The following is a 16,688-nucleotide window of genomic DNA, read 5'->3' as shown; positions in this document are numbered from 1 at the left end:
GCCGGGCGACAACATCGCGATGGAAGTGCACCTGATCGTGCCGATCGCGATGGAAGAAAAGCTGCGCTTCGCCATCCGCGAAGGCGGCCGCACGGTGGGCGCCGGCGTCGTCGCCGCGATCATCGAGTAAGAACGCGAATAGCGAACAGGGAGTGGCGAATAGGAGACTATTCGCTACTCGCCACTCACCACTCGCTCTCCAAAGAAAGAATACGGCAATGAACGGCCAGAATATTCGCATTCGCCTCAAGGCGTTCGACCATCGGATCCTCGATACGTCGACCCGTGAGATCGTCAACACCGCGAAGCGAACCGGTGCGCAGGTGCGCGGGCCGATCCCGCTGCCGACCCGGATCGAGAAGTTCACCGTCAACCGTTCGCCGCACGTCGACAAGAAGAGCCGCGAGCAGTTCGAGATGCGCACGCACAAGCGCCTGCTCGACATCGTCGACCCGACCCCGCAGACCGTCGATGCTCTGATGAAGCTCGACCTGGCCGCCGGCGTCGACGTCGAAATCAAGCTCTGAGATTGTAACGTCCGGTTATCGAACGGACAGAAAGAACAGGAAGCACGCCGATGCGCTCCGGAGTGATCGCACAGAAGGTCGGGATGACGCGGGTCTTTACAGAGGCCGGCGAGCATATCCCTGTGACCGTGCTGAAGCTTGGCAACTGCCAGGTGTTGGGCCACCGCACCAAAGAGAAGAACGGCTACGTGGCGCTGCAGGTCGGCTCCGGCTCGCGCAAGACCGTGTACATGCCGAAGGCCGAGCGCGGCCAGTTCGCCGCCGCCAAGGTCGAGCCGAAGCGCAAGGTCGAAGAGTTCCGCGTGTCCGAGGACGCGCTGCTCCCGGTCGGCGCAGAGATCCAGGCCGATCACTTCGTCGTCGGCCAGTTCGTCGACGTCACCGGCACCTCGACCGGTAAGGGTTTCGCCGGCGGTATGAAGCGCTGGAATTTCGGCGGTCTGCGCGCCACCCACGGCGTGTCGGTGTCGCATCGTTCGATCGGTTCGACCGGTGGTCGTCAGGACCCCGGCAAGACCTTCAAGAACAAGAAGATGCCGGGCCACATGGGCGTCGATCGCGTCACCACGCTGAACCTGCGGGTGGTGCAGACCGACGTCGAGCGCGGGCTGATCCTGGTCGAGGGCGCTGTGCCCGGCACCAAGGGCGGCTGGATCCGCGTGCGTGACGCGGTGAAGAAGGCGCTGCCGGCGGATGCGCCGAAGCCGGGCAAGTTCCGGCTCGCCAATGGCGATGCGGCTGCGGAAGCGCCGGCCGCCGAGCAGGAAGGTGCGTGAGATGGAACTGAAAGTCACCACCCTCGAGGGTAAGGAAGCCGGTTCGGTCCAGCTCTCCGACGAGATCTTCGGTCTGGAGCCGCGCGCCGACATCATTCAGCGCTGTGTGATCTGGCAGCTCGCCAAGCGGCAGGCCGGCACTCACAAGGCCAAGGGCCGCGCCGAAGTCTGGCGCACCGGCAAGAAGATGTACAAGCAGAAGGGCACCGGCGGTGCTCGTCACGGCTCGCAGCGGGTGCCGCAGTTCCGCGGCGGCGGTCGCGCCTTCGGCCCGGTGGTGCGTTCGCACGCCATCGACCTGCCGAAGAAGGTGCGCGTCCTGGCGCTGCGCCATGCGCTGTCGGCCAAGGCCAAGGGCGGCGGTCTGATCGTGCTCGACAAGGCCGAGCTCGAAGCCGCCAAGACCAAGACGCTGGTCGGTCACTTCTCGGGCCTCGGCCTGGAGAGCGCGCTGATCATCGACGGCGCCGAGGTGAACAACGGTTTCGCCGCGGCGGCCCGCAACATCCCGAACATCGACGTGCTGCCGATTCAGGGCATCAACGTCTATGACATTCTGCGCCGCAAGAAGCTGGTGCTGACCAAGGCGGCGGTCGATGCGTTGGAGGCGCGCTTCAAATGAAATCCATCGATCCGCGCCATTACGACGTGATCGTCGCGCCGGTCGTGACTGAAAAGTCCACGATGGCGTCCGAACACAACAAGGTCGTGTTCAAGGTGCAGGGCGGCGCGACCAAGCCGCAAATCAAAGAAGCCGTCGAAAAGCTGTTCGACGTCAAGGTGAAGAGCGTGAACACGCTGGTGCGCAAGGGCAAGACCAAGGCCTTCCGCGGCACCTTCGGCACGCAGTCGGACGTCAAGCGTGCGGTCGTGACCTTGGAAGAGGGCCACCGCATCGACGTCACCACCGGACTGTGAGGCGGGACCGACCATGGCATTGAAAACCTTTAATCCCACGACGCCGGGCCAGCGCCAGCTGGTGATGGTCGATCGTTCGGCGCTGTACAAGGGCAAGCCGGTCAAGCGGCTGACCGAGGGCAAGATCTCGAACGGCGGTCGTAACAACACCGGCCGGATCACCGTTCGGTTCCGCGGCGGCGGCCACAAGCAGGCCTATCGTCTGGTCGATTTCAAGCGCACCAAGGTCGACGTTCCGGCCAAGGTCGAGCGCCTGGAATACGATCCGAACCGCACCGCCTTCATCGCGCTGATCAAGTACGAGGACGGCGAGCAGGCTTACATCCTGGCGCCGCAGCGTCTGGCGGTCGGCGATACCGTGATCGCGGGCGCCTATGTCGACGTCAAGCCGGGCAACGTGATGCCGCTGGGCAACATGCCGATCGGCACCATCGTGCACAACGTCGAGCTGAAGATCGGCAAGGGTGGCCAGCTCGCGCGTTCGGCCGGCACCTACGCTCAGATCGTCGGTCGTGACCACGACTACGTGATCCTGCGCATGAACTCGGGCGAACAGCGCCTGGTTCACGGCCGCTGCATCGCGGCGATCGGTGCGGTGTCGAATCCGGACCACATGAACATCTCGATCGGCAAGGCCGGTCGCAAGCGCTGGCTCGGCCGGCGCCCGCACAACCGCGGCGTCGTCATGAACCCGATCGACCACCCGCACGGCGGCGGTGAAGGCCGCACCTCGGGCGGCCGTCACCCGGTCACCCCGTGGGGCAAGCCGACCAAGGGTAAGAAGACCCGTTCGAACAAGTCGACCGACAAGTTCATCCTCATCAGCCGCCACAAGCGGAAGAAGAAGTAAGGAAGCCGGACATGGTTCGCTCAGTCTGGAAGGGCCCGTTCGTCGAGGCCTCGCTGCTGAAGAAGGCCGATGCCGCGCGCGCGTCGGGCCGTCACGACGTGATCAAGATCTGGAGCCGTCGCTCGACCATCCTGCCGCAGTTCGTCGGCCTGACCTTCGGCGTCTACAACGGCCAGAAGCACGTGCCGGTGTCGGTGAACGAGGAAATGGTGGGTCACAAGTTCGGCGAGTTCTCGCCGACCCGCACGTTCCACGGCCACGCCGGCGACAAGAAGTCGAAGAAGGGTTGAGGACGAGACGATGAGCAAACCCAAGCGCGAACGTAGCCTGCCCGACAACGAGGCCAAGGCTGTCGCCAGGATGCTTCGCGTCTCTCCGCAGAAGCTCAACCTGGTCGCCCAACTGATCCGCGGCCGCAAGGCGTCGGCGGCTCTCGCCGACCTCGCGTTCTCGCGCAAGCGGATCGCGGTCGACGTCAAGAAGTGCCTGGAATCGGCGATCGCCAACGCCGAGAACAATCACGACCTCGACGTCGACGCGCTGGTCGTCTCCGAGGCCCATGTCGGCAAGGGCATCGTGATGAAGCGTTTCACCCCGCGCGGCCGTGGCCGCTCGGGCCGTATTTTCAAACCCTTCGCGCAGCTGACGATCGTCGTTCGTCAGGTCGAAGAAGCAAGCGCTTAAGCGAAGGCGCGGGAGACTTTCGATGGGTCAAAAGATCAATCCGATCGGGCTGCGGCTGGGCATCAACCGGACGTGGGATTCCCGTTGGTTCGCCGGCAAGAACGAATACGGCAAGCTGCTGCACGAGGACGTCAAGATCCGCGAGATCCTGCACAAGGAACTGAAGCAGGCGGCGGTCGCGCGCATCGTGATCGAGCGCCCGCACAAGAAGTGCCGGGTGACGATCCATTCGGCGCGTCCCGGCGTGGTGATCGGCAAGAAGGGCGCCGACATCGACAAGCTGCGCAAGAAGGTCGCCGACATCACCTCGTCCGACGTGGTGATCAACATCGTCGAAATCCGCAAGCCGGAGCTCGACGCGACCCTGGTCGCCGAGTCGATCGCGCAGCAGCTCGAGCGCCGCGTCGCGTTCCGCCGCGCGATGAAGCGGGCGGTGCAATCGGCGATGCGTCTCGGCGCCGAGGGCATCCGGATCAATTGCTCGGGCCGCCTCGGCGGCGCCGAAATCGCCCGCATGGAGTGGTACCGCGAGGGCCGCGTACCGCTGCACACGCTGCGCGCCGACATCGACTACGGCGTCGCGACCGCGTTCACGACCTTCGGCACCTGCGGCGTCAAGGTCTGGATCTTCAAGGGCGAGATCCTCGAGCACGATCCGATGGCCCAGGACAAGCGCATGGCCGAAGGCGAGAGTGGCGGTTCGTCCCGTCCGCGCCGGGACGCCGCCTGATCGCGCAGAATTCGAATTGAGGGCGTAAAGCCATGATGCAACCAAAGAGAACCAAGTTCCGCAAGGCGCACAAGGGCCGCATCCACGGCGTGGCGTCCTCGGGCGCGACCCTGGCGTTCGGCCAGTTCGGCCTGAAGGCGATGGAGCCGGACCGGATCACCGCCCGTCAGATCGAAGCCGCCCGTCGCGCGCTGACCCGTCACATGAAGCGTGCCGGCCGCGTCTGGATCCGCATCTTCCCGGATCTTCCGGTGTCGAAGAAGCCCGCCGAAGTCCGCATGGGCTCCGGCAAGGGTTCGCCGGAATTGTGGGTGGCGCGGGTCAAGCCGGGCCGGGTGATGTTCGAGATCGACGGCGTCAACCAGCAGATCGCCCGCGAGGCGCTGACGCTCGCTGCCGCCAAGCTGCCGATCAAGACGCGCTTCGTCGCGCGTATCGCGGAGTAATCCTCATGGCTGAGATGAAGACCGCCGACATCCGTGCGATGAGCGAAGATCAGATGGACGACGCGATCCTGAACCTGAAGAAGGAACGCTTCAACCTGCGGTTCCAGCGCGCCACCGGCCAGCTCGAGAACACCTCGCGGCTGCGCGAGGCTCGTCGCGACATCGCCCGCATCAAGACCATCGCCGCGCAGAAGCGCGCCGGCAAGACGAAGTAAGGACCTTTAGACATGCCGAAGAGGACCCTGCAGGGCGTGGTCGTCAGCGACAAGCAAGAGAAGACGATCGTGGTGCGCGTCGACCGGCGCTTCACTCACCCGATCTACAAGAAGACCATCCGGCGCTCGAAGAACTACCACGCGCACGACGAGAACAGCCAGTTCAAGCCGGGCGACATGGTGTGGATCGAAGAGAGCAAGCCGATCTCCAAGTTGAAGCGCTGGACCGTCGTCCGGGGCGAACCGAAGAAGACCGCCTAAGCGCGCATTTGCGCATCAGTTTAGCGCGCAAACAGCGCAGCAGAGAGAGGACGAGGTGCATCAATGATTCAGATGCAGACCAACCTCGACGTGGCCGACAATTCAGGCGCACGCCGTGTCATGTGCATCAAGGTGATTGGGGGATCCAAGCGCCGGTATGCGACCGTGGGTGACGTCATTGTGGTCTCGATCAAGGAAGCGATTCCGCGGGGCAAGGTGAAGAAGGGCGACGTGATGAAGGCCGTGGTGGTCCGTGTCCGCAAGGACATCCGCCGCGCCGACGGTTCCGTCATCCGGTTCGACCGCAACGCCGCCGTGCTGATCAACAATCAGTCGGAGCCGATCGGCACCCGTATCTTCGGGCCGGTGCCGCGCGAGCTGCGTGCCAAGAACCACATGAAGATCATTTCGCTGGCGCCGGAGGTGCTGTGATGGCCGCCAAGATCCGTAAGGGTGACAAGGTGATCGTGCTGAGCGGTCGCGACAAGGGCCGCACCGGCGAAGTGTTCGAGGTCCGTCCGGACGCCGGCAAGGCGCTGGTGCGCGGCATCAACGTGGTCAAGCGTCACCAGAAGCAGACCCAGACCCAGGAAGGCGGCATCATCTCGAAAGAGGCGCCGATCGACCTGTCGAACATCGCGATCGTCGGCAAGGACGGCAAGCCGACCCGCGTCGGATTCAAGATTCTCGCGGACGGCAAGAAGGTCCGCGTCGCCAAGCGCTCGGGAGCAGAGATCGATGGCTGAGACCGCTTACGTTCCGCGGCTGCGCACGGAATACGACCGCAGCATTCGCGCGCAACTGACCGAGAAGTTCGGCTACGCCAACGTGATGCAGGTGCCGAAGCTCGACAAGGTCGTGCTCAACATGGGCGTCGGCGAGGCGGTGAACGACCGCAAGAAGGCCGAGCAGGCGGCGGCGGATCTGTCGCTGATCGCCGGCCAGAAGGCGGTCATCACCTATTCGCGCGTCGCGATCTCGACCTTCAAGCTGCGCGAGAACCAGCCGATCGGCTGCAAGGTGACGCTGCGCCAGGCCCGGATGTACGAGTTCATCGACCGCCTGATCACGGTCGCGCTGCCGCGCGTTCGCGACTTCCGCGGTTTGAACCCGAAGAGCTTCGACGGCCGCGGCAACTACTCGCTCGGCATCAAGGAGCACATCATTTTCCCCGAAATCGACTTCGACAAGACCGGCGAGTCGTGGGGCATGGACATCACGGTGTGCACCACCGCGCGGACCGACGACGAGGCGCGTGCGCTGCTCACCGCTTTCAATTTCCCGTTCCGGCAGTGAGACGCTGAAAAGCCTCTCAAACGCGGAAACCCAGGAGCCACACATGGCAAAGAAGAGTGCGATCGAGAAGAACAACCGTCGGAAGAAGATGGCGAAGAACGCGGCGCCGAAGCGCGCGCGTCTGAAGGCCCTCATCGCCGACAAGTCGAAGCCGATGGAGGAGCGCTTTGCGGCGACGCTGAAGCTCGCCGAGATGCCGCGCAATTCGTCGCCGACCCGGATCCGCAACCGCTGCGACCTCACCGGCCGTCCGCGCTCGGTCTATCGTCTCAACAAGCTGAGCCGCATCGCGATCCGCGACCTGGGCTCCAAGGGCCTGGTTCCGGGCCTGGTCAAGTCGAGCTGGTAAGGAGGCGGGCAGATGTCGACGCACGATCCGATCAGCGACCTGATCACCCGCATCCGCAACGCGCAGATGCGCTCCAAGTCCAAGGTCTCGACCCCGGGCTCGAAGATGCGCGCCAACGTTCTCGACGTGCTGAAGGCCGAGGGCTACATCCGCGGCTACGCCTCGGTTGAGCATCCGTCCGGGCGCAGCGAGCTCGAGATCGAGCTGAAGTATTTCGACGGCGAGCCTGTGATCCGCGAAATCGAGCGCGTGTCGCGGCCGGGCCGCCGGGTCTACGCTTCGGTGAAGAACCTGCCGCGCGTCAACAACGGCCTCGGCATTTCGGTGCTGTCGACCCCGAAAGGGATCATGGCCGATCACGATGCCCGCGACGCCAATGTCGGCGGCGAGGTTCTGTTCACGGTGTTCTAATCGCCGGCGCCGGCGGCCGCAGGGTGCGGCCGGGAGGCGCCGGAGAACGGAAATTGGCGCATCGTCCCGGGCGGGTTTCGCCGGAGGATGCAGGGTTTAAGAAGGATCGACCATGTCACGCGTTGGCAAGAAGCCCGTCACGGTCCCGTCTGGGGTGACGGCGACCGTCGAGGGACAGACCGTCAAGATGAAGGGGCCGAAGGGCCAGCTTCAGTTCGTCGTGCACGACGACGTCGACGTGAAGTTCGAGAACGGTTCGGTCTCGGTCTCGCCGCGGTTCGAGACCAATCGGGCGCGGGCGCTTTACGGCACGGCTCGCGCGCAGATCGCGAATCTGGTGGAAGGCGTCACCAAGGGGTTCGAGAAGAAGCTCGAAATCACCGGCGTCGGCTATCGCGCCGCGATGCAGGGCAAGAAGCTGCAGCTCGCGCTCGGCTACAGCCACGACGTGCTGTACGACATCCCGGAAGGCATCACCATCACGGTGCCGAAGCCGACCGAGATCACCGTCGCCGGCATCGATTCGCAGAAGGTCGGCCAGGTCGCCGCCGAGATCCGCGAATATCGTCCGCCGGAGCCGTACAAGGGCAAGGGCGTCCGCTACTCGGACGAATTCATCTTCCGCAAGGAAGGCAAGAAGAAGTAACGGAGCCGGTCATGTCGAAGATGAAGGTTACGAATGCCCGGCGCACCAACCGGGTCCGGACTGCGCTGCGGCGCACCGCGAACGGCCGTCCGCGGCTGTCGGTGTTCCGCTCCTCCAAGCACATCTACGCCCAGGTGATCGACGATGCGAAGGGCGAGACCCTCGCCTCGGCGTCGTCGCTGGAGAAGACGATGCGCGAAGCCGGCAACACCGGCGCCAACATCGACGCCGCCAAGGCCGTCGGCAAGCTGGTCGCCGAGCGCGCGGTGGAGAAGGGCGTCAAGGAGGTCGTGTTCGATCGCGGCGGCTATCTGTATCACGGGCGCGTCAAGGCGCTGGCGGATGCGGCCCGCGAGAGCGGACTGAGCTTCTAAATTTCGGATTGAACGGATACCAGGATCGGGGCGCGAGCCTCGCAAGGATTGGAACACACCATGGCAGCTGAACGCGAACGCGGCGGACGCGAACGGAGCAGGGAGCGCGAGGAGCGCGACAGCGAGTTCGTCGACAAGCTCGTCCACATCAACCGTGTGGCGAAGGTGGTGAAGGGCGGCAAGCGCTTCGGCTTCGCCGCGCTGGTCGTGGTCGGCGATCAGAAGGGCCGGGTCGGCTTCGGTCACGGCAAGGCGCGCGAAGTGCCGGAGGCGATCCGCAAGGCCACCGAGTCCGCCAAGCGCAACCTGACCCGCGTCGCGCTGCGCGAGGGCCGCACCCTGCATCACGACATCGCCGGTCGTCACGGCGCCGGCCGCGTCTATCTGCGCGCCGCCCCGGCCGGTACCGGCATCATCGCCGGCGGCCCGATGCGTGCGGTGTTCGAGACCCTCGGCATCGCCGACGTGGTCGCGAAGTCGGTCGGTTCGTCGAACCCGTACAACATGGTTCGCGCCACCTTCGACGCGCTGAAGCATCTCGACTCGCCGCGTTCGGTCGCCGCGCGCCGCAACATCAAGGTTTCCACTCTGCAGGCCCGCCGCGTCGGCGGCGACGCCGAGATGGTGGCCGAATAACAGCGTGATCGAGGGCGATCACGCGGTCTTCTGACAAGACGCGATCGGAGTGAACGAGATGGCCAAGGCCGCAAACATGATCAAGGTCGAGCAGATCGGCAGCCCGATTCGGCGCCATCACTCGCAGCGCGAGACGCTGATCGGCCTGAAGCTGAACAAGATCGGCCGCGTCGCCGAACTGCAGGACACTCCTGAGGTTCGCGGCATGATCGGCAAGGTGCAACACCTCGTCCGCGTCGTCGACGAGAAGTAAGGAGACAGGGCGATGAAGCTCAGCGAGATCGCCGACAACGTCGGTTCGCGCAAGAAGCGCATGCGGATCGGCCGCGGCATCGGTTCGGGCAAGGGCAAGACCGGCGGCCGTGGCGGCAAGGGCCAGACCGCGCGTTCGGGCGTGCGCATCAAGGGCTTCGAAGGCGGCCAGATGCCGCTGCATCGGCGCCTGCCGAAGCGCGGCTTCAACAACATCTTCGCGCTCGACTTCGCCGAAGTGAATCTCGATCGCCTGCAGGAGGCGGTCGACGCCAAGGCGATCGACGCCGGCAAGGTGGTCGACGCCGCGGCGCTGGTCGAGGCCGGGGTGCTGCGCCGGGCCAAGGACGGCGTCCGTCTGCTCGGCCGCGGCGAGCTCACCGCGAAGCTGAACATCGAAGTGTACGGCGCGACCAAGGCGGCGATCGCCGCGGTCGAGAAGGCCGGCGGTTCGGTCAAGATCCTCGCCCCGAAGGCGGAAGAAGGCGAGGCGGCGTAACGTCCGCCTCAGCGCCCGCTTGCAAAGCGGGCGTCCGGCCTTGCCGGCACGGTGGATTTTTCGACGCGCGCGCACCAAATTGAGGCCCGGCGCCGACCCGATCGCCGCATCCGGCGGCGGATCGGGACGAGCAGCGCGGGAGAAAGCCGGACATGGTCTCAGCAGCAGAACAACTTGCGGCAAACCTCAACTTCTCGGCGCTGGGTAAGGCCGAGGAGCTGAAGAAGCGGATCTGGTTCACGCTCGGCGCGCTGCTGGTGTACCGCCTCGGGACCTACATCCCGCTGCCCGGCATCGATCCGAACGTCTGGGAGCAGGTGTTCCGCCAGCAGGCCGGCGGCATTCTCGGCATGTTCAACATGTTCGCCGGCGGCGGCATTCACCGCATGGCGATCTTCGCGCTCAACATCATGCCGTACATCTCGGCATCGATCATCGTGCAGCTGCTGACCACGGTGTCGCCGCAGCTCGAGGCGCTGAAGAAGGAAGGCGAGAGCGGCCGCAAGACGCTCAACCAATACACCCGCTATCTCACCGTGATCCTGGCGCTGTTCCAGTCCTACGGCATCGCCGTCGGCCTCGAGGGCGCCGGCAACGTGGTGTCCGACCCGGGCATGTTCTTCCGGCTGTCGACCACGATCACGCTGACCGGCGGCACCATGTTCCTGATGTGGCTGGGTGAGCAGATCACCTCCCGCGGCATCGGCAACGGCATTTCGCTGATCATCCTGGCCGGCATCGTCGCCGAGCTGCCGTCGGCGCTCGCGAACATGCTCGAGCTCGGCCGTCAAGGCGCGCTGTCGACCGGACTGATCCTGGTCGTGCTGGTGATGGCCGTCGTCGTGATCGCCTTCATCGTGTTCATGGAGCGCGCCCAGCGCCGGTTGCTGATCCAGTATCCGAAGCGCCAGGTCGGCAACAAGATGTTCGAGGGCCAGTCCTCGCATCTGCCGCTGAAGCTCAATACCGCCGGCGTGATCCCGCCGATCTTCGCCTCGTCGCTGCTGCTGCTGCCGACCACGATCGCCAACTTCAACGCCGGCAGCGGGCCGGAGTGGTTTCAGTGGATCGTGACCCAGTTCGGGCACGGCCGGCCGCTGTTCCTGGTGTTCTACATCGGCATGATCGTGTTCTTCGCGTTCTTCTACACCGCGATCGTGTTCAACCCGACCGAGACCGCGGACAATCTGAAGAAGCACGGCGGCTTCATCCCGGGCATCCGTCCGGGCGAGCGCACCGCCGAGTACATCGACTACGTGCTGTCGCGCATCACCGTGGTCGGTGCGATCTATCTTGCAGTCGTCTGCTTGATCCCGGAAATCATGATTTCCTACGCCGCGGTGCCGTTCTATTTCGGCGGAACTTCGCTGCTGATCGTCGTCAGCGTGACGATGGATACGGTGGCGCAGGTGCAGGGCTATCTGCTGGCCCACCAGTATGAAGGCCTGATCAAGAAGTCGAAACTGCGGGGGCGCAAGAAATGAGACTGATCCTCCTCGGACCGCCGGGCGCGGGCAAGGGCACCCAGGCGGCCCGTCTGGTCGAGCGGCACGGCATCGTGCAGCTCTCGACCGGCGACATGCTGCGCGCCGCGGTGGCAGCCGGCACGCCGGTCGGCCTGAAGGCCAAGGACATCATGGCGGCCGGCGGTCTGGTGCCGGACGAGGTGGTGATCGGGATCATCTCCGACCGGATCGATCAGGACGATGCCGCGCAGGGCTTCATCCTCGACGGCTTCCCGCGCACCGTGCCGCAGGCCGAGGCGCTCGACCGTCTGCTCAAGGACAAGGGCTTCGACCTCGACGCCGTGGTCGAGCTCAAGGTCAACGAGGGCGCGCTGCTGGAGCGGGTCGAGACCCGCGTCGCCGAGATGCGCGCCCGCGGCGAGGAGCCGCGCGCCGACGACAACGCCGAAGCGCTCGCCAAGCGTCTGTCCGCGTATCGCGCGCAGACCGAGCCGCTGGTCGACTACTATTCCGAGAAGCGCAAACTGCTGACCGTCGACGGCATGATGACGATCGACGAGGTCACCCGGGAGATCGGCCGGGTGCTCGAAGCGGTGCGCGCTGCCGACGCCAGGAAGGGGACGAAGGCCTCCCGCGCCAAGCGGACGGTGAAGACAAGCACCAAGGCCAAGGCCGCCACCAAGGCAAAGGCCGCCAAGAAGCCCGCCGCGACGGCGGGCGGCAAATCCGGCGCAGCCAAGAAATCCTCGGCCAAACAGGCCGTTGGCAAGAAGGCTTCAGGCAAGAAGGCAGCCGCCAAGAAGGTTGCCAGCAAGCCGGCCGCGGGCAAGGCGAGCAAGGCTGCGGTCGGTAAGGCTGCGAAGGCCGGTCTGAAGAAGGCGACCAAAGCCGTTGCAAAGGCTGGCAAAAAGGCCGCCAAGGCAGTGGTGAAGGCCGCCAAGGGTGCGGCCAAGCCGGCGGCCGGCAAGAAGGCGGCTGGCAAGAAGGCGACCCAAAAGGCCGCCGCGGCGTCGAAGACCAAGGCTGTCGCCAAGGTCCAGACGCGTGGCAATAAGGCCAAGAAGGTCACGAAGAAGCGAGCTTGAATTGGGATTCGGTTGACGAAGCGAAACGGAATCCTTTAATAAGGCCCGATATCCCGTCGGATAGGTTTCAGACGATGCCGGGCCCCAAAACTGAGCGAGGGGTCGGCGTCGTGTTCGCGTTTGTGAACGCCGCCCGAGAGAGCAAGGAATTGACCGGCTTTGGCCGGTGACAGGAGAGAAGTCTGTGGCCCGTATAGCCGGCGTGAATATCCCGACCAACAAGCGCGTGCTGATCGCGCTTCAGTACATCCATGGCATCGGCCAGAAGCATGCCGCCGACATCATCGAGAAGGTGAAGATCCCGCTCGATCGGCGCGTCAATCAGCTCAGCGACGCCGAGGTGCTGCAGATCCGCGAAGTGATCGACCGCGACTATCTGGTCGAGGGCGACCTTCGCCGTGAGACCGGCATGAACATCAAGCGTCTGATGGACCTCGGCTGCTATCGCGGCCTGCGCCATCGTCGCGGCCTGCCGGTGCGCGGTCAGCGTACCCACACCAACGCCCGCACCCGCAAGGGTCCGGCGAAGGCGATCGCGGGCAAGAAGAAGTAAGTTTGCGAGTTGCGAACGGCCAGTGGCGAGTAGGGGACTTCCCCTAGTCGCCACTGGTTGTTCGCCATTCGCCGTTTCGGTGGAGCCGCTGGCGTTACGGCGGCGTTGAGATCACGTAGAAAGGTAGACTATGGCCAAGGACGCCACCCGCATTCGCCGTCGCGAGCGCAAGAACATCGCCTCCGGCATCGCGCATGTGAATTCGTCGTTCAACAACACCACCATCACCATCACCGACGCGCAGGGCAATGCGATTGCCTGGTCGTCGGCCGGCACGATGGGTTTCAAGGGCTCGCGCAAGTCGACCCCGTACGCCGCCCAGGTCGCGGCCGAGGACGTCGCCAAGAAGGCGCAGGAGCACGGCATGCGCACCCTCGAAGTCGAGGTGGCGGGCCCTGGTTCGGGCCGTGAGTCGGCGCTGCGCGCGCTGCAGGCCGCGGGTTTCACGGTGACCTCGATCCGCGACGTCACCACCATCCCGCACAATGGCTGCCGTCCGCGCAAGCGTCGTCGCGTCTGAGTTTTGTTCACCGGCGGTCCCGTTCCGCCGGTGATTCTATTCGTTGTTTCCCGCGGATTGATCCGCAGTTTCCAATGCCAGCGACGATGCGCCGGGGCCCCGGCGTCCATCGACCGGCCAGGAAGGTGACACAGTGACGATCCAGAAGAATTGGCAGGAATTGATTCGACCGAACAAGCTCCAGGTCACGGCCGGGAGCGATGCCACCCGGTTCGCGACCCTGGTCGCCGAACCGCTGGAGCGCGGCTTCGGCCAGACGCTCGGCAACGCGCTGCGCCGCGTGCTGCTGTCGTCGCTGCAGGGCGCGGCGGTGCAGTCGGTGCACATCGACGGCGTGCTGCACGAGTTCTCCTCGATCGCCGGCGTGCGCGAGGACGTCACCGACATCGTGCTGAACATCAAGGACATCTCGCTGAAGATGCAGGGCGAAGGCCCGAAGCGGATGGTCGTGAAGAAGCAGGGTCCGGGCGTCGTCACCGCTGGTGACATCCAGACCGTCGGCGACATCGTGGTGCTGAACCCGGATCTGCAGCTCTGCACGCTGGACGACGGCGCCGAAATCCGCATGGAGTTCACGGTCAACACCGGCAAGGGCTACGTCGCCGCGGAGCGCAACCGTCCCGAGGATGCGCCGATCGGCCTGATCCCGGTCGACAGCCTGTACTCGCCCGTGCGCAAGGTGTCGTACAAGGTCGAGAACACCCGCGAGGGCCAGATCCTCGACTACGACAAGCTGACCATGACGGTCGAGACCAACGGCGCGATCAGCCCGGAAGACGCCGTCGCCTACGCGGCGCGCATCCTGCAGGATCAGCTCAACGTCTTCGTCAACTTCGAAGAGCCGCGCAAGGAAGTCGCCCAGGAGATCATTCCGGATCTCGCCTTCAATCCGGCCTTCCTCAAGAAGGTCGACGAGCTCGAGCTGTCGGTGCGTTCGGCGAACTGCCTGAAGAACGACAACATCGTCTACATCGGCGACCTGGTGCAGAAGTCGGAAGCGGAAATGCTCCGCACCCCGAACTTCGGCCGCAAGTCACTGAACGAGATCAAGGAAGTGCTGGCGCAGATGGGCCTGCATCTCGGCATGGAAGTGCCGGGCTGGCCGCCGGAGAACATCGACGAGCTCGCCAAGCGCTTCGAAGATCACTACTGAGCGAACCGGCCTCATGGTTCGCCATGAGGCCTCTTTCCTCATCCTGCGGAGCGGCGTGGCCGCGTCTCGAAGGATGAGACACCACCGGGCGAACGCAGGGTGCCCGCCTGCATCTCCGACGAACCGTCGGGAATCATCGAGTGAAGGACTGACAAAATGAAACACGGCAAGGTTCATCGGAAGCTCAACCGCACCGCCGAACACCGCAAGGCGATGTTCGCCAACATGTGCGCGGCGCTGATCAAGCACGAGCAGATCGTCACCACGCTGCCGAAGGCCAAGGAGCTGCGGCCGATCGTCGAGAAGCTGGTCACCCTCGGCAAGAAGGGTGGCCTCGACAAGCGCCGCCAGGCGATCGCCGAGATGCGCGACAAGGACCAGGTCAAGAAGCTGTTCGACGTGCTGGCGCCGCGCTATGCCGACCGCAACGGCGGCTACACCCGGATCATCAAGGCCGGCTTCCGCTACGGCGACAACGCACCGATGGCGGTGATCGAGTTCGTCGACCGCGACGAAGACGCCAAGGGCAAGGATTCCGGACCGACCCAGGACAGCGAAGCCGAAGCGGCGTAAGCGGCTTCCTTCCAGTCTGAAGTTTCGAAAGGCGGTGCCGCAAGGTGCCGCCTTTTTCGTTGCTGCGTGAATGCCCTGTCCGACGTCATCCCCGCGTATGCGTGGATTCAGTATCCCAGCGCCTCGATGGTGAGCACGAAGGCTCTGCAATACTGGGTCGCCCGCCTTCGCGGGCGATGACGGCTGGTGCGGTGATGGCGCACGTCATCGTGTCTGGCGCTGGCGATCGGCGGTCCGGATTGTTACTTCCGTGATCGCGTTGATGATTGGAAACGGGAGCACTCCATGAACATCGATCTGTCCGGCAAGACCGCGCTCGTCACCGGTTCGACCGCCGGCATCGGCCATGCCATCGCCAAGGGCCTCGCGGCGGCCGGCGCCGAGGTGGTGGTCAACGGCCGCAGCCAGAGCAAGGTCGACGCCGCGCTCTCGGCGCTCGACAAGGCGTTGCCCGGCGCCAAGCTGTGCGGCGTCGCCGCCGATGTGTCGACGGCGGAAGGCTGCGCCGCGCTGCTGGTGGCGATCCCCCGCGTCGACATCCTGATCAACAATGCCGGCATCTTCGAGCCGAAGCCGTTCTTCGACATTCCGGACGAAGACTGGCAGCGCTTCTTCGACGTCAACGTGATGAGCGGGGTACGGTTGTCGCGTGCCTACATGCCGGCAATGCTGGAGCGCAACTGGGGCCGGATCGTCTTCATCTCGTCGGAGTCCGCGCTGATGATCCCTCAGGAAATGATCCACTACGGCATGACCAAGACCGCGCAGCTCTCGATCTCGCGCGGCCTCGCCGAGATGACCCGCGGCACCGCGGTCACCGTCAATGCGGTGATGCCTGGTCCGACGATGAGCGAGGGCGTGCAGACCTTCGTGGCGGATCTGGCGCGGCAGAACGGTCAGTCCGAGGCTGAAGCCGCCGCCAACTTCATCAAGCAGCACCGCCCCGGCTCGCTGATCCAGCGCTTCGCCACCGTCGAAGAGATCGCCAACATGGTGGTCTATGTGTCGTCCAAGGAAGCCGCCGCCACCAACGGCGCCGCGCTCCGCGCCGAAGGCGGCCTGCTGCAGACGATTGCGTAGTTCGTTCTCGTAAGCCTTTCGCTCAGCGCCCGCGGCAGCCCTCACCCCAACCCTCTCCCGCAAGCGGGAGAGGGAGCTCGCTGCCGCTCGGGCAGGCGCTTCGGATGGAAACGAATGCTGACGAGCTCAATCACGCTCCGATGAGCCGGGCTGCTCTGATAACGGACTGCTCTGATAGCGGGCTGCTCTGATAAGCAATGAGCGAACTCATCGCTTGGTCCGCTGTCGTCACCGCATCGGCAGCCTGCTCCCTCTCCCGCTTGCGGGAGAGGGCTGGGGTGAGGGCGACGCGGGGGTACAGACCGGCTAGATTCCTGACAGTTTGGACCGGGATGATTGTCGACAGTTCACACTGCATCGGAGGGAGGACCGCCGATGCCTTTTGTGG

29 protein-coding genes are annotated in these 16,688 nt (G+C 64.8%); all 29 read left to right on the top strand.

All coding sequences use genetic code 11. The features are described 5' to 3' along the window. Positions 1-130 (top strand): EF-Tu C-terminal domain-related protein (locus DWA33_RS01705; protein WP_488225862.1); only part of this gene is annotated, 130 nt, incomplete at its 5' end. A gap of 88 nt (positions 131-218) precedes the next feature. Further along, the gene (gene rpsJ, locus DWA33_RS01700) at positions 219-527 is read left to right on the top strand and encodes a 30S ribosomal protein S10 (RefSeq protein ID WP_002712302.1); all 309 of its coding nucleotides are present in this window, start codon (positions 219-221) and stop codon (positions 525-527) included. A gap of 50 nt (positions 528-577) precedes the next feature. After that, the gene (gene rplC, locus DWA33_RS01695) at positions 578-1,303 is read left to right on the top strand and encodes a 50S ribosomal protein L3 (protein ID WP_011158795.1); all 726 of its coding nucleotides are present in this window, start codon (positions 578-580) and stop codon (positions 1,301-1,303) included. A 1-nt stretch (position 1,304) separates the two neighbouring features. Further along, positions 1,305-1,925: a 50S ribosomal protein L4 gene (rplD, locus tag DWA33_RS01690; protein WP_114356578.1), complete on the top strand. Its 621-nt coding sequence runs from the start codon at positions 1,305-1,307 to the stop codon at positions 1,923-1,925. Beyond that, entirely contained in the window at positions 1,922-2,221 is a 300-nt protein-coding gene (locus tag DWA33_RS01685) for a 50S ribosomal protein L23 (RefSeq protein ID WP_011158793.1), read from the top strand. Before rplD ends, DWA33_RS01685 begins: the two co-directional genes overlap by 4 nt. A 13-nt stretch (positions 2,222-2,234) precedes the next feature. Beyond that, positions 2,235-3,071, top strand: a complete 837-nt coding sequence (gene rplB / locus DWA33_RS01680; RefSeq protein WP_114356386.1) for a 50S ribosomal protein L2 — start codon at positions 2,235-2,237, stop codon at positions 3,069-3,071. An 11-nt stretch (positions 3,072-3,082) separates the two neighbouring features. Next, on the top strand, positions 3,083-3,361 hold the full coding sequence (gene rpsS / locus DWA33_RS01675; protein ID WP_011158791.1) for a 30S ribosomal protein S19: 279 nt from the start codon (positions 3,083-3,085) through the stop codon (positions 3,359-3,361). A 10-nt stretch (positions 3,362-3,371) separates the two neighbouring features. Continuing rightward, on the top strand, positions 3,372-3,755 hold the full coding sequence (rplV, locus tag DWA33_RS01670; RefSeq protein ID WP_011158790.1) for a 50S ribosomal protein L22: 384 nt from the start codon (positions 3,372-3,374) through the stop codon (positions 3,753-3,755). A gap of 22 nt (positions 3,756-3,777) precedes the next feature. After that, complete coding sequence (gene rpsC, locus DWA33_RS01665; RefSeq protein ID WP_114356385.1) at positions 3,778-4,485, top strand: 30S ribosomal protein S3; 708 nt, start codon at positions 3,778-3,780, stop codon at positions 4,483-4,485. A 32-nt stretch (positions 4,486-4,517) separates the two neighbouring features. Beyond that, positions 4,518-4,931, top strand: a complete 414-nt coding sequence (gene rplP / locus DWA33_RS01660; protein WP_114356384.1) for a 50S ribosomal protein L16 — start codon at positions 4,518-4,520, stop codon at positions 4,929-4,931. 5 nt (positions 4,932-4,936) lie between these two features. Further along, positions 4,937-5,146: a 50S ribosomal protein L29 gene (gene rpmC, locus DWA33_RS01655; protein ID WP_114356383.1), complete on the top strand. Its 210-nt coding sequence runs from the start codon at positions 4,937-4,939 to the stop codon at positions 5,144-5,146. 12 nt (positions 5,147-5,158) lie between these two features. Continuing rightward, entirely contained in the window at positions 5,159-5,407 is a 249-nt protein-coding gene (gene rpsQ / locus DWA33_RS01650) for a 30S ribosomal protein S17 (protein ID WP_110785880.1), read from the top strand. Between the two features lie 63 nt (positions 5,408-5,470). Continuing rightward, positions 5,471-5,839 (top strand): 50S ribosomal protein L14, encoded by a 369-nt coding sequence (gene rplN / locus DWA33_RS01645; protein ID WP_011158785.1) that lies wholly within the window; start codon positions 5,471-5,473, stop codon positions 5,837-5,839. Next, a complete protein-coding gene (rplX, locus tag DWA33_RS01640) occupies positions 5,839-6,153 on the top strand; it encodes a 50S ribosomal protein L24 (RefSeq protein ID WP_011158784.1) in 315 nt (104 codons plus the stop codon). The genes rplN and rplX overlap by 1 nt, the downstream gene beginning before the upstream one ends. Next, positions 6,146-6,703 carry a 50S ribosomal protein L5 gene (gene rplE / locus DWA33_RS01635; RefSeq protein WP_114356382.1) on the top strand — a complete coding sequence of 186 codons (558 nt, stop codon included), beginning with the start codon at positions 6,146-6,148 and terminating at the stop codon, positions 6,701-6,703. The genes rplX and rplE overlap by 8 nt, the downstream gene beginning before the upstream one ends. A gap of 43 nt (positions 6,704-6,746) precedes the next feature. Next, positions 6,747-7,052 carry a 30S ribosomal protein S14 gene (rpsN, locus tag DWA33_RS01630; RefSeq protein WP_114356381.1) on the top strand — a complete coding sequence of 102 codons (306 nt, stop codon included), beginning with the start codon at positions 6,747-6,749 and terminating at the stop codon, positions 7,050-7,052. A gap of 12 nt (positions 7,053-7,064) precedes the next feature. Continuing rightward, the gene (rpsH, locus tag DWA33_RS01625; RefSeq protein ID WP_013501927.1) at positions 7,065-7,463 is read left to right on the top strand and encodes a 30S ribosomal protein S8; all 399 of its coding nucleotides are present in this window, start codon (positions 7,065-7,067) and stop codon (positions 7,461-7,463) included. Positions 7,464-7,575: 112 nt separating this feature from the next. Further along, positions 7,576-8,109, top strand: coding sequence for a 50S ribosomal protein L6 (gene rplF / locus DWA33_RS01620; RefSeq protein WP_114356380.1), 534 nt, complete (start codon positions 7,576-7,578; stop codon positions 8,107-8,109). Between the two features lie 11 nt (positions 8,110-8,120). Next, positions 8,121-8,483 (top strand): 50S ribosomal protein L18, encoded by a 363-nt coding sequence (gene rplR / locus DWA33_RS01615; protein ID WP_107345074.1) that lies wholly within the window; start codon positions 8,121-8,123, stop codon positions 8,481-8,483. A 60-nt stretch (positions 8,484-8,543) separates the two neighbouring features. Further along, positions 8,544-9,119: a 30S ribosomal protein S5 gene (gene rpsE, locus DWA33_RS01610; protein ID WP_114356379.1), complete on the top strand. Its 576-nt coding sequence runs from the start codon at positions 8,544-8,546 to the stop codon at positions 9,117-9,119. Between the two features lie 58 nt (positions 9,120-9,177). Further along, positions 9,178-9,372, top strand: a complete 195-nt coding sequence (rpmD, locus tag DWA33_RS01605; protein ID WP_011158777.1) for a 50S ribosomal protein L30 — start codon at positions 9,178-9,180, stop codon at positions 9,370-9,372. Positions 9,373-9,384: 12 nt separating this feature from the next. Next, positions 9,385-9,870, top strand: coding sequence for a 50S ribosomal protein L15 (gene rplO / locus DWA33_RS01600; protein WP_114356378.1), 486 nt, complete (start codon positions 9,385-9,387; stop codon positions 9,868-9,870). A gap of 152 nt (positions 9,871-10,022) precedes the next feature. Continuing rightward, a complete protein-coding gene (gene secY / locus DWA33_RS01595) occupies positions 10,023-11,354 on the top strand; it encodes a preprotein translocase subunit SecY (protein WP_114356377.1) in 1,332 nt (443 codons plus the stop codon). Then, on the top strand, positions 11,351-12,421 hold the full coding sequence (locus DWA33_RS01590) for an adenylate kinase (protein ID WP_114356376.1): 1,071 nt from the start codon (positions 11,351-11,353) through the stop codon (positions 12,419-12,421). The genes secY and DWA33_RS01590 overlap by 4 nt, the downstream gene beginning before the upstream one ends. A 184-nt stretch (positions 12,422-12,605) precedes the next feature. Continuing rightward, the gene (rpsM, locus tag DWA33_RS01585; protein ID WP_110785871.1) at positions 12,606-12,974 is read left to right on the top strand and encodes a 30S ribosomal protein S13; all 369 of its coding nucleotides are present in this window, start codon (positions 12,606-12,608) and stop codon (positions 12,972-12,974) included. A 130-nt stretch (positions 12,975-13,104) separates the two neighbouring features. Continuing rightward, positions 13,105-13,494: a 30S ribosomal protein S11 gene (rpsK, locus tag DWA33_RS01580; protein WP_011158772.1), complete on the top strand. Its 390-nt coding sequence runs from the start codon at positions 13,105-13,107 to the stop codon at positions 13,492-13,494. A 133-nt stretch (positions 13,495-13,627) separates the two neighbouring features. Then, on the top strand, positions 13,628-14,647 hold the full coding sequence (locus DWA33_RS01575) for a DNA-directed RNA polymerase subunit alpha (RefSeq protein ID WP_114356375.1): 1,020 nt from the start codon (positions 13,628-13,630) through the stop codon (positions 14,645-14,647). 156 nt (positions 14,648-14,803) lie between these two features. After that, positions 14,804-15,220, top strand: coding sequence for a 50S ribosomal protein L17 (gene rplQ, locus DWA33_RS01570; protein ID WP_114356374.1), 417 nt, complete (start codon positions 14,804-14,806; stop codon positions 15,218-15,220). 285 nt (positions 15,221-15,505) lie between these two features. Continuing rightward, a complete protein-coding gene (locus DWA33_RS01565) occupies positions 15,506-16,300 on the top strand; it encodes an SDR family NAD(P)-dependent oxidoreductase (protein WP_114356373.1) in 795 nt (264 codons plus the stop codon). Positions 16,301-16,688: the final 388 nt, after the last annotated feature.

This window comes from Rhodopseudomonas pentothenatexigens (assembly GCF_900218015.1).
In the GTDB taxonomy this organism is placed as follows: domain Bacteria; phylum Pseudomonadota; class Alphaproteobacteria; order Rhizobiales; family Xanthobacteraceae; genus Rhodopseudomonas; species Rhodopseudomonas pentothenatexigens.
The sequence above is the reverse complement of the archived record's forward strand: the minus strand, read 5'-3'. Positions and strand labels throughout refer to the sequence as shown.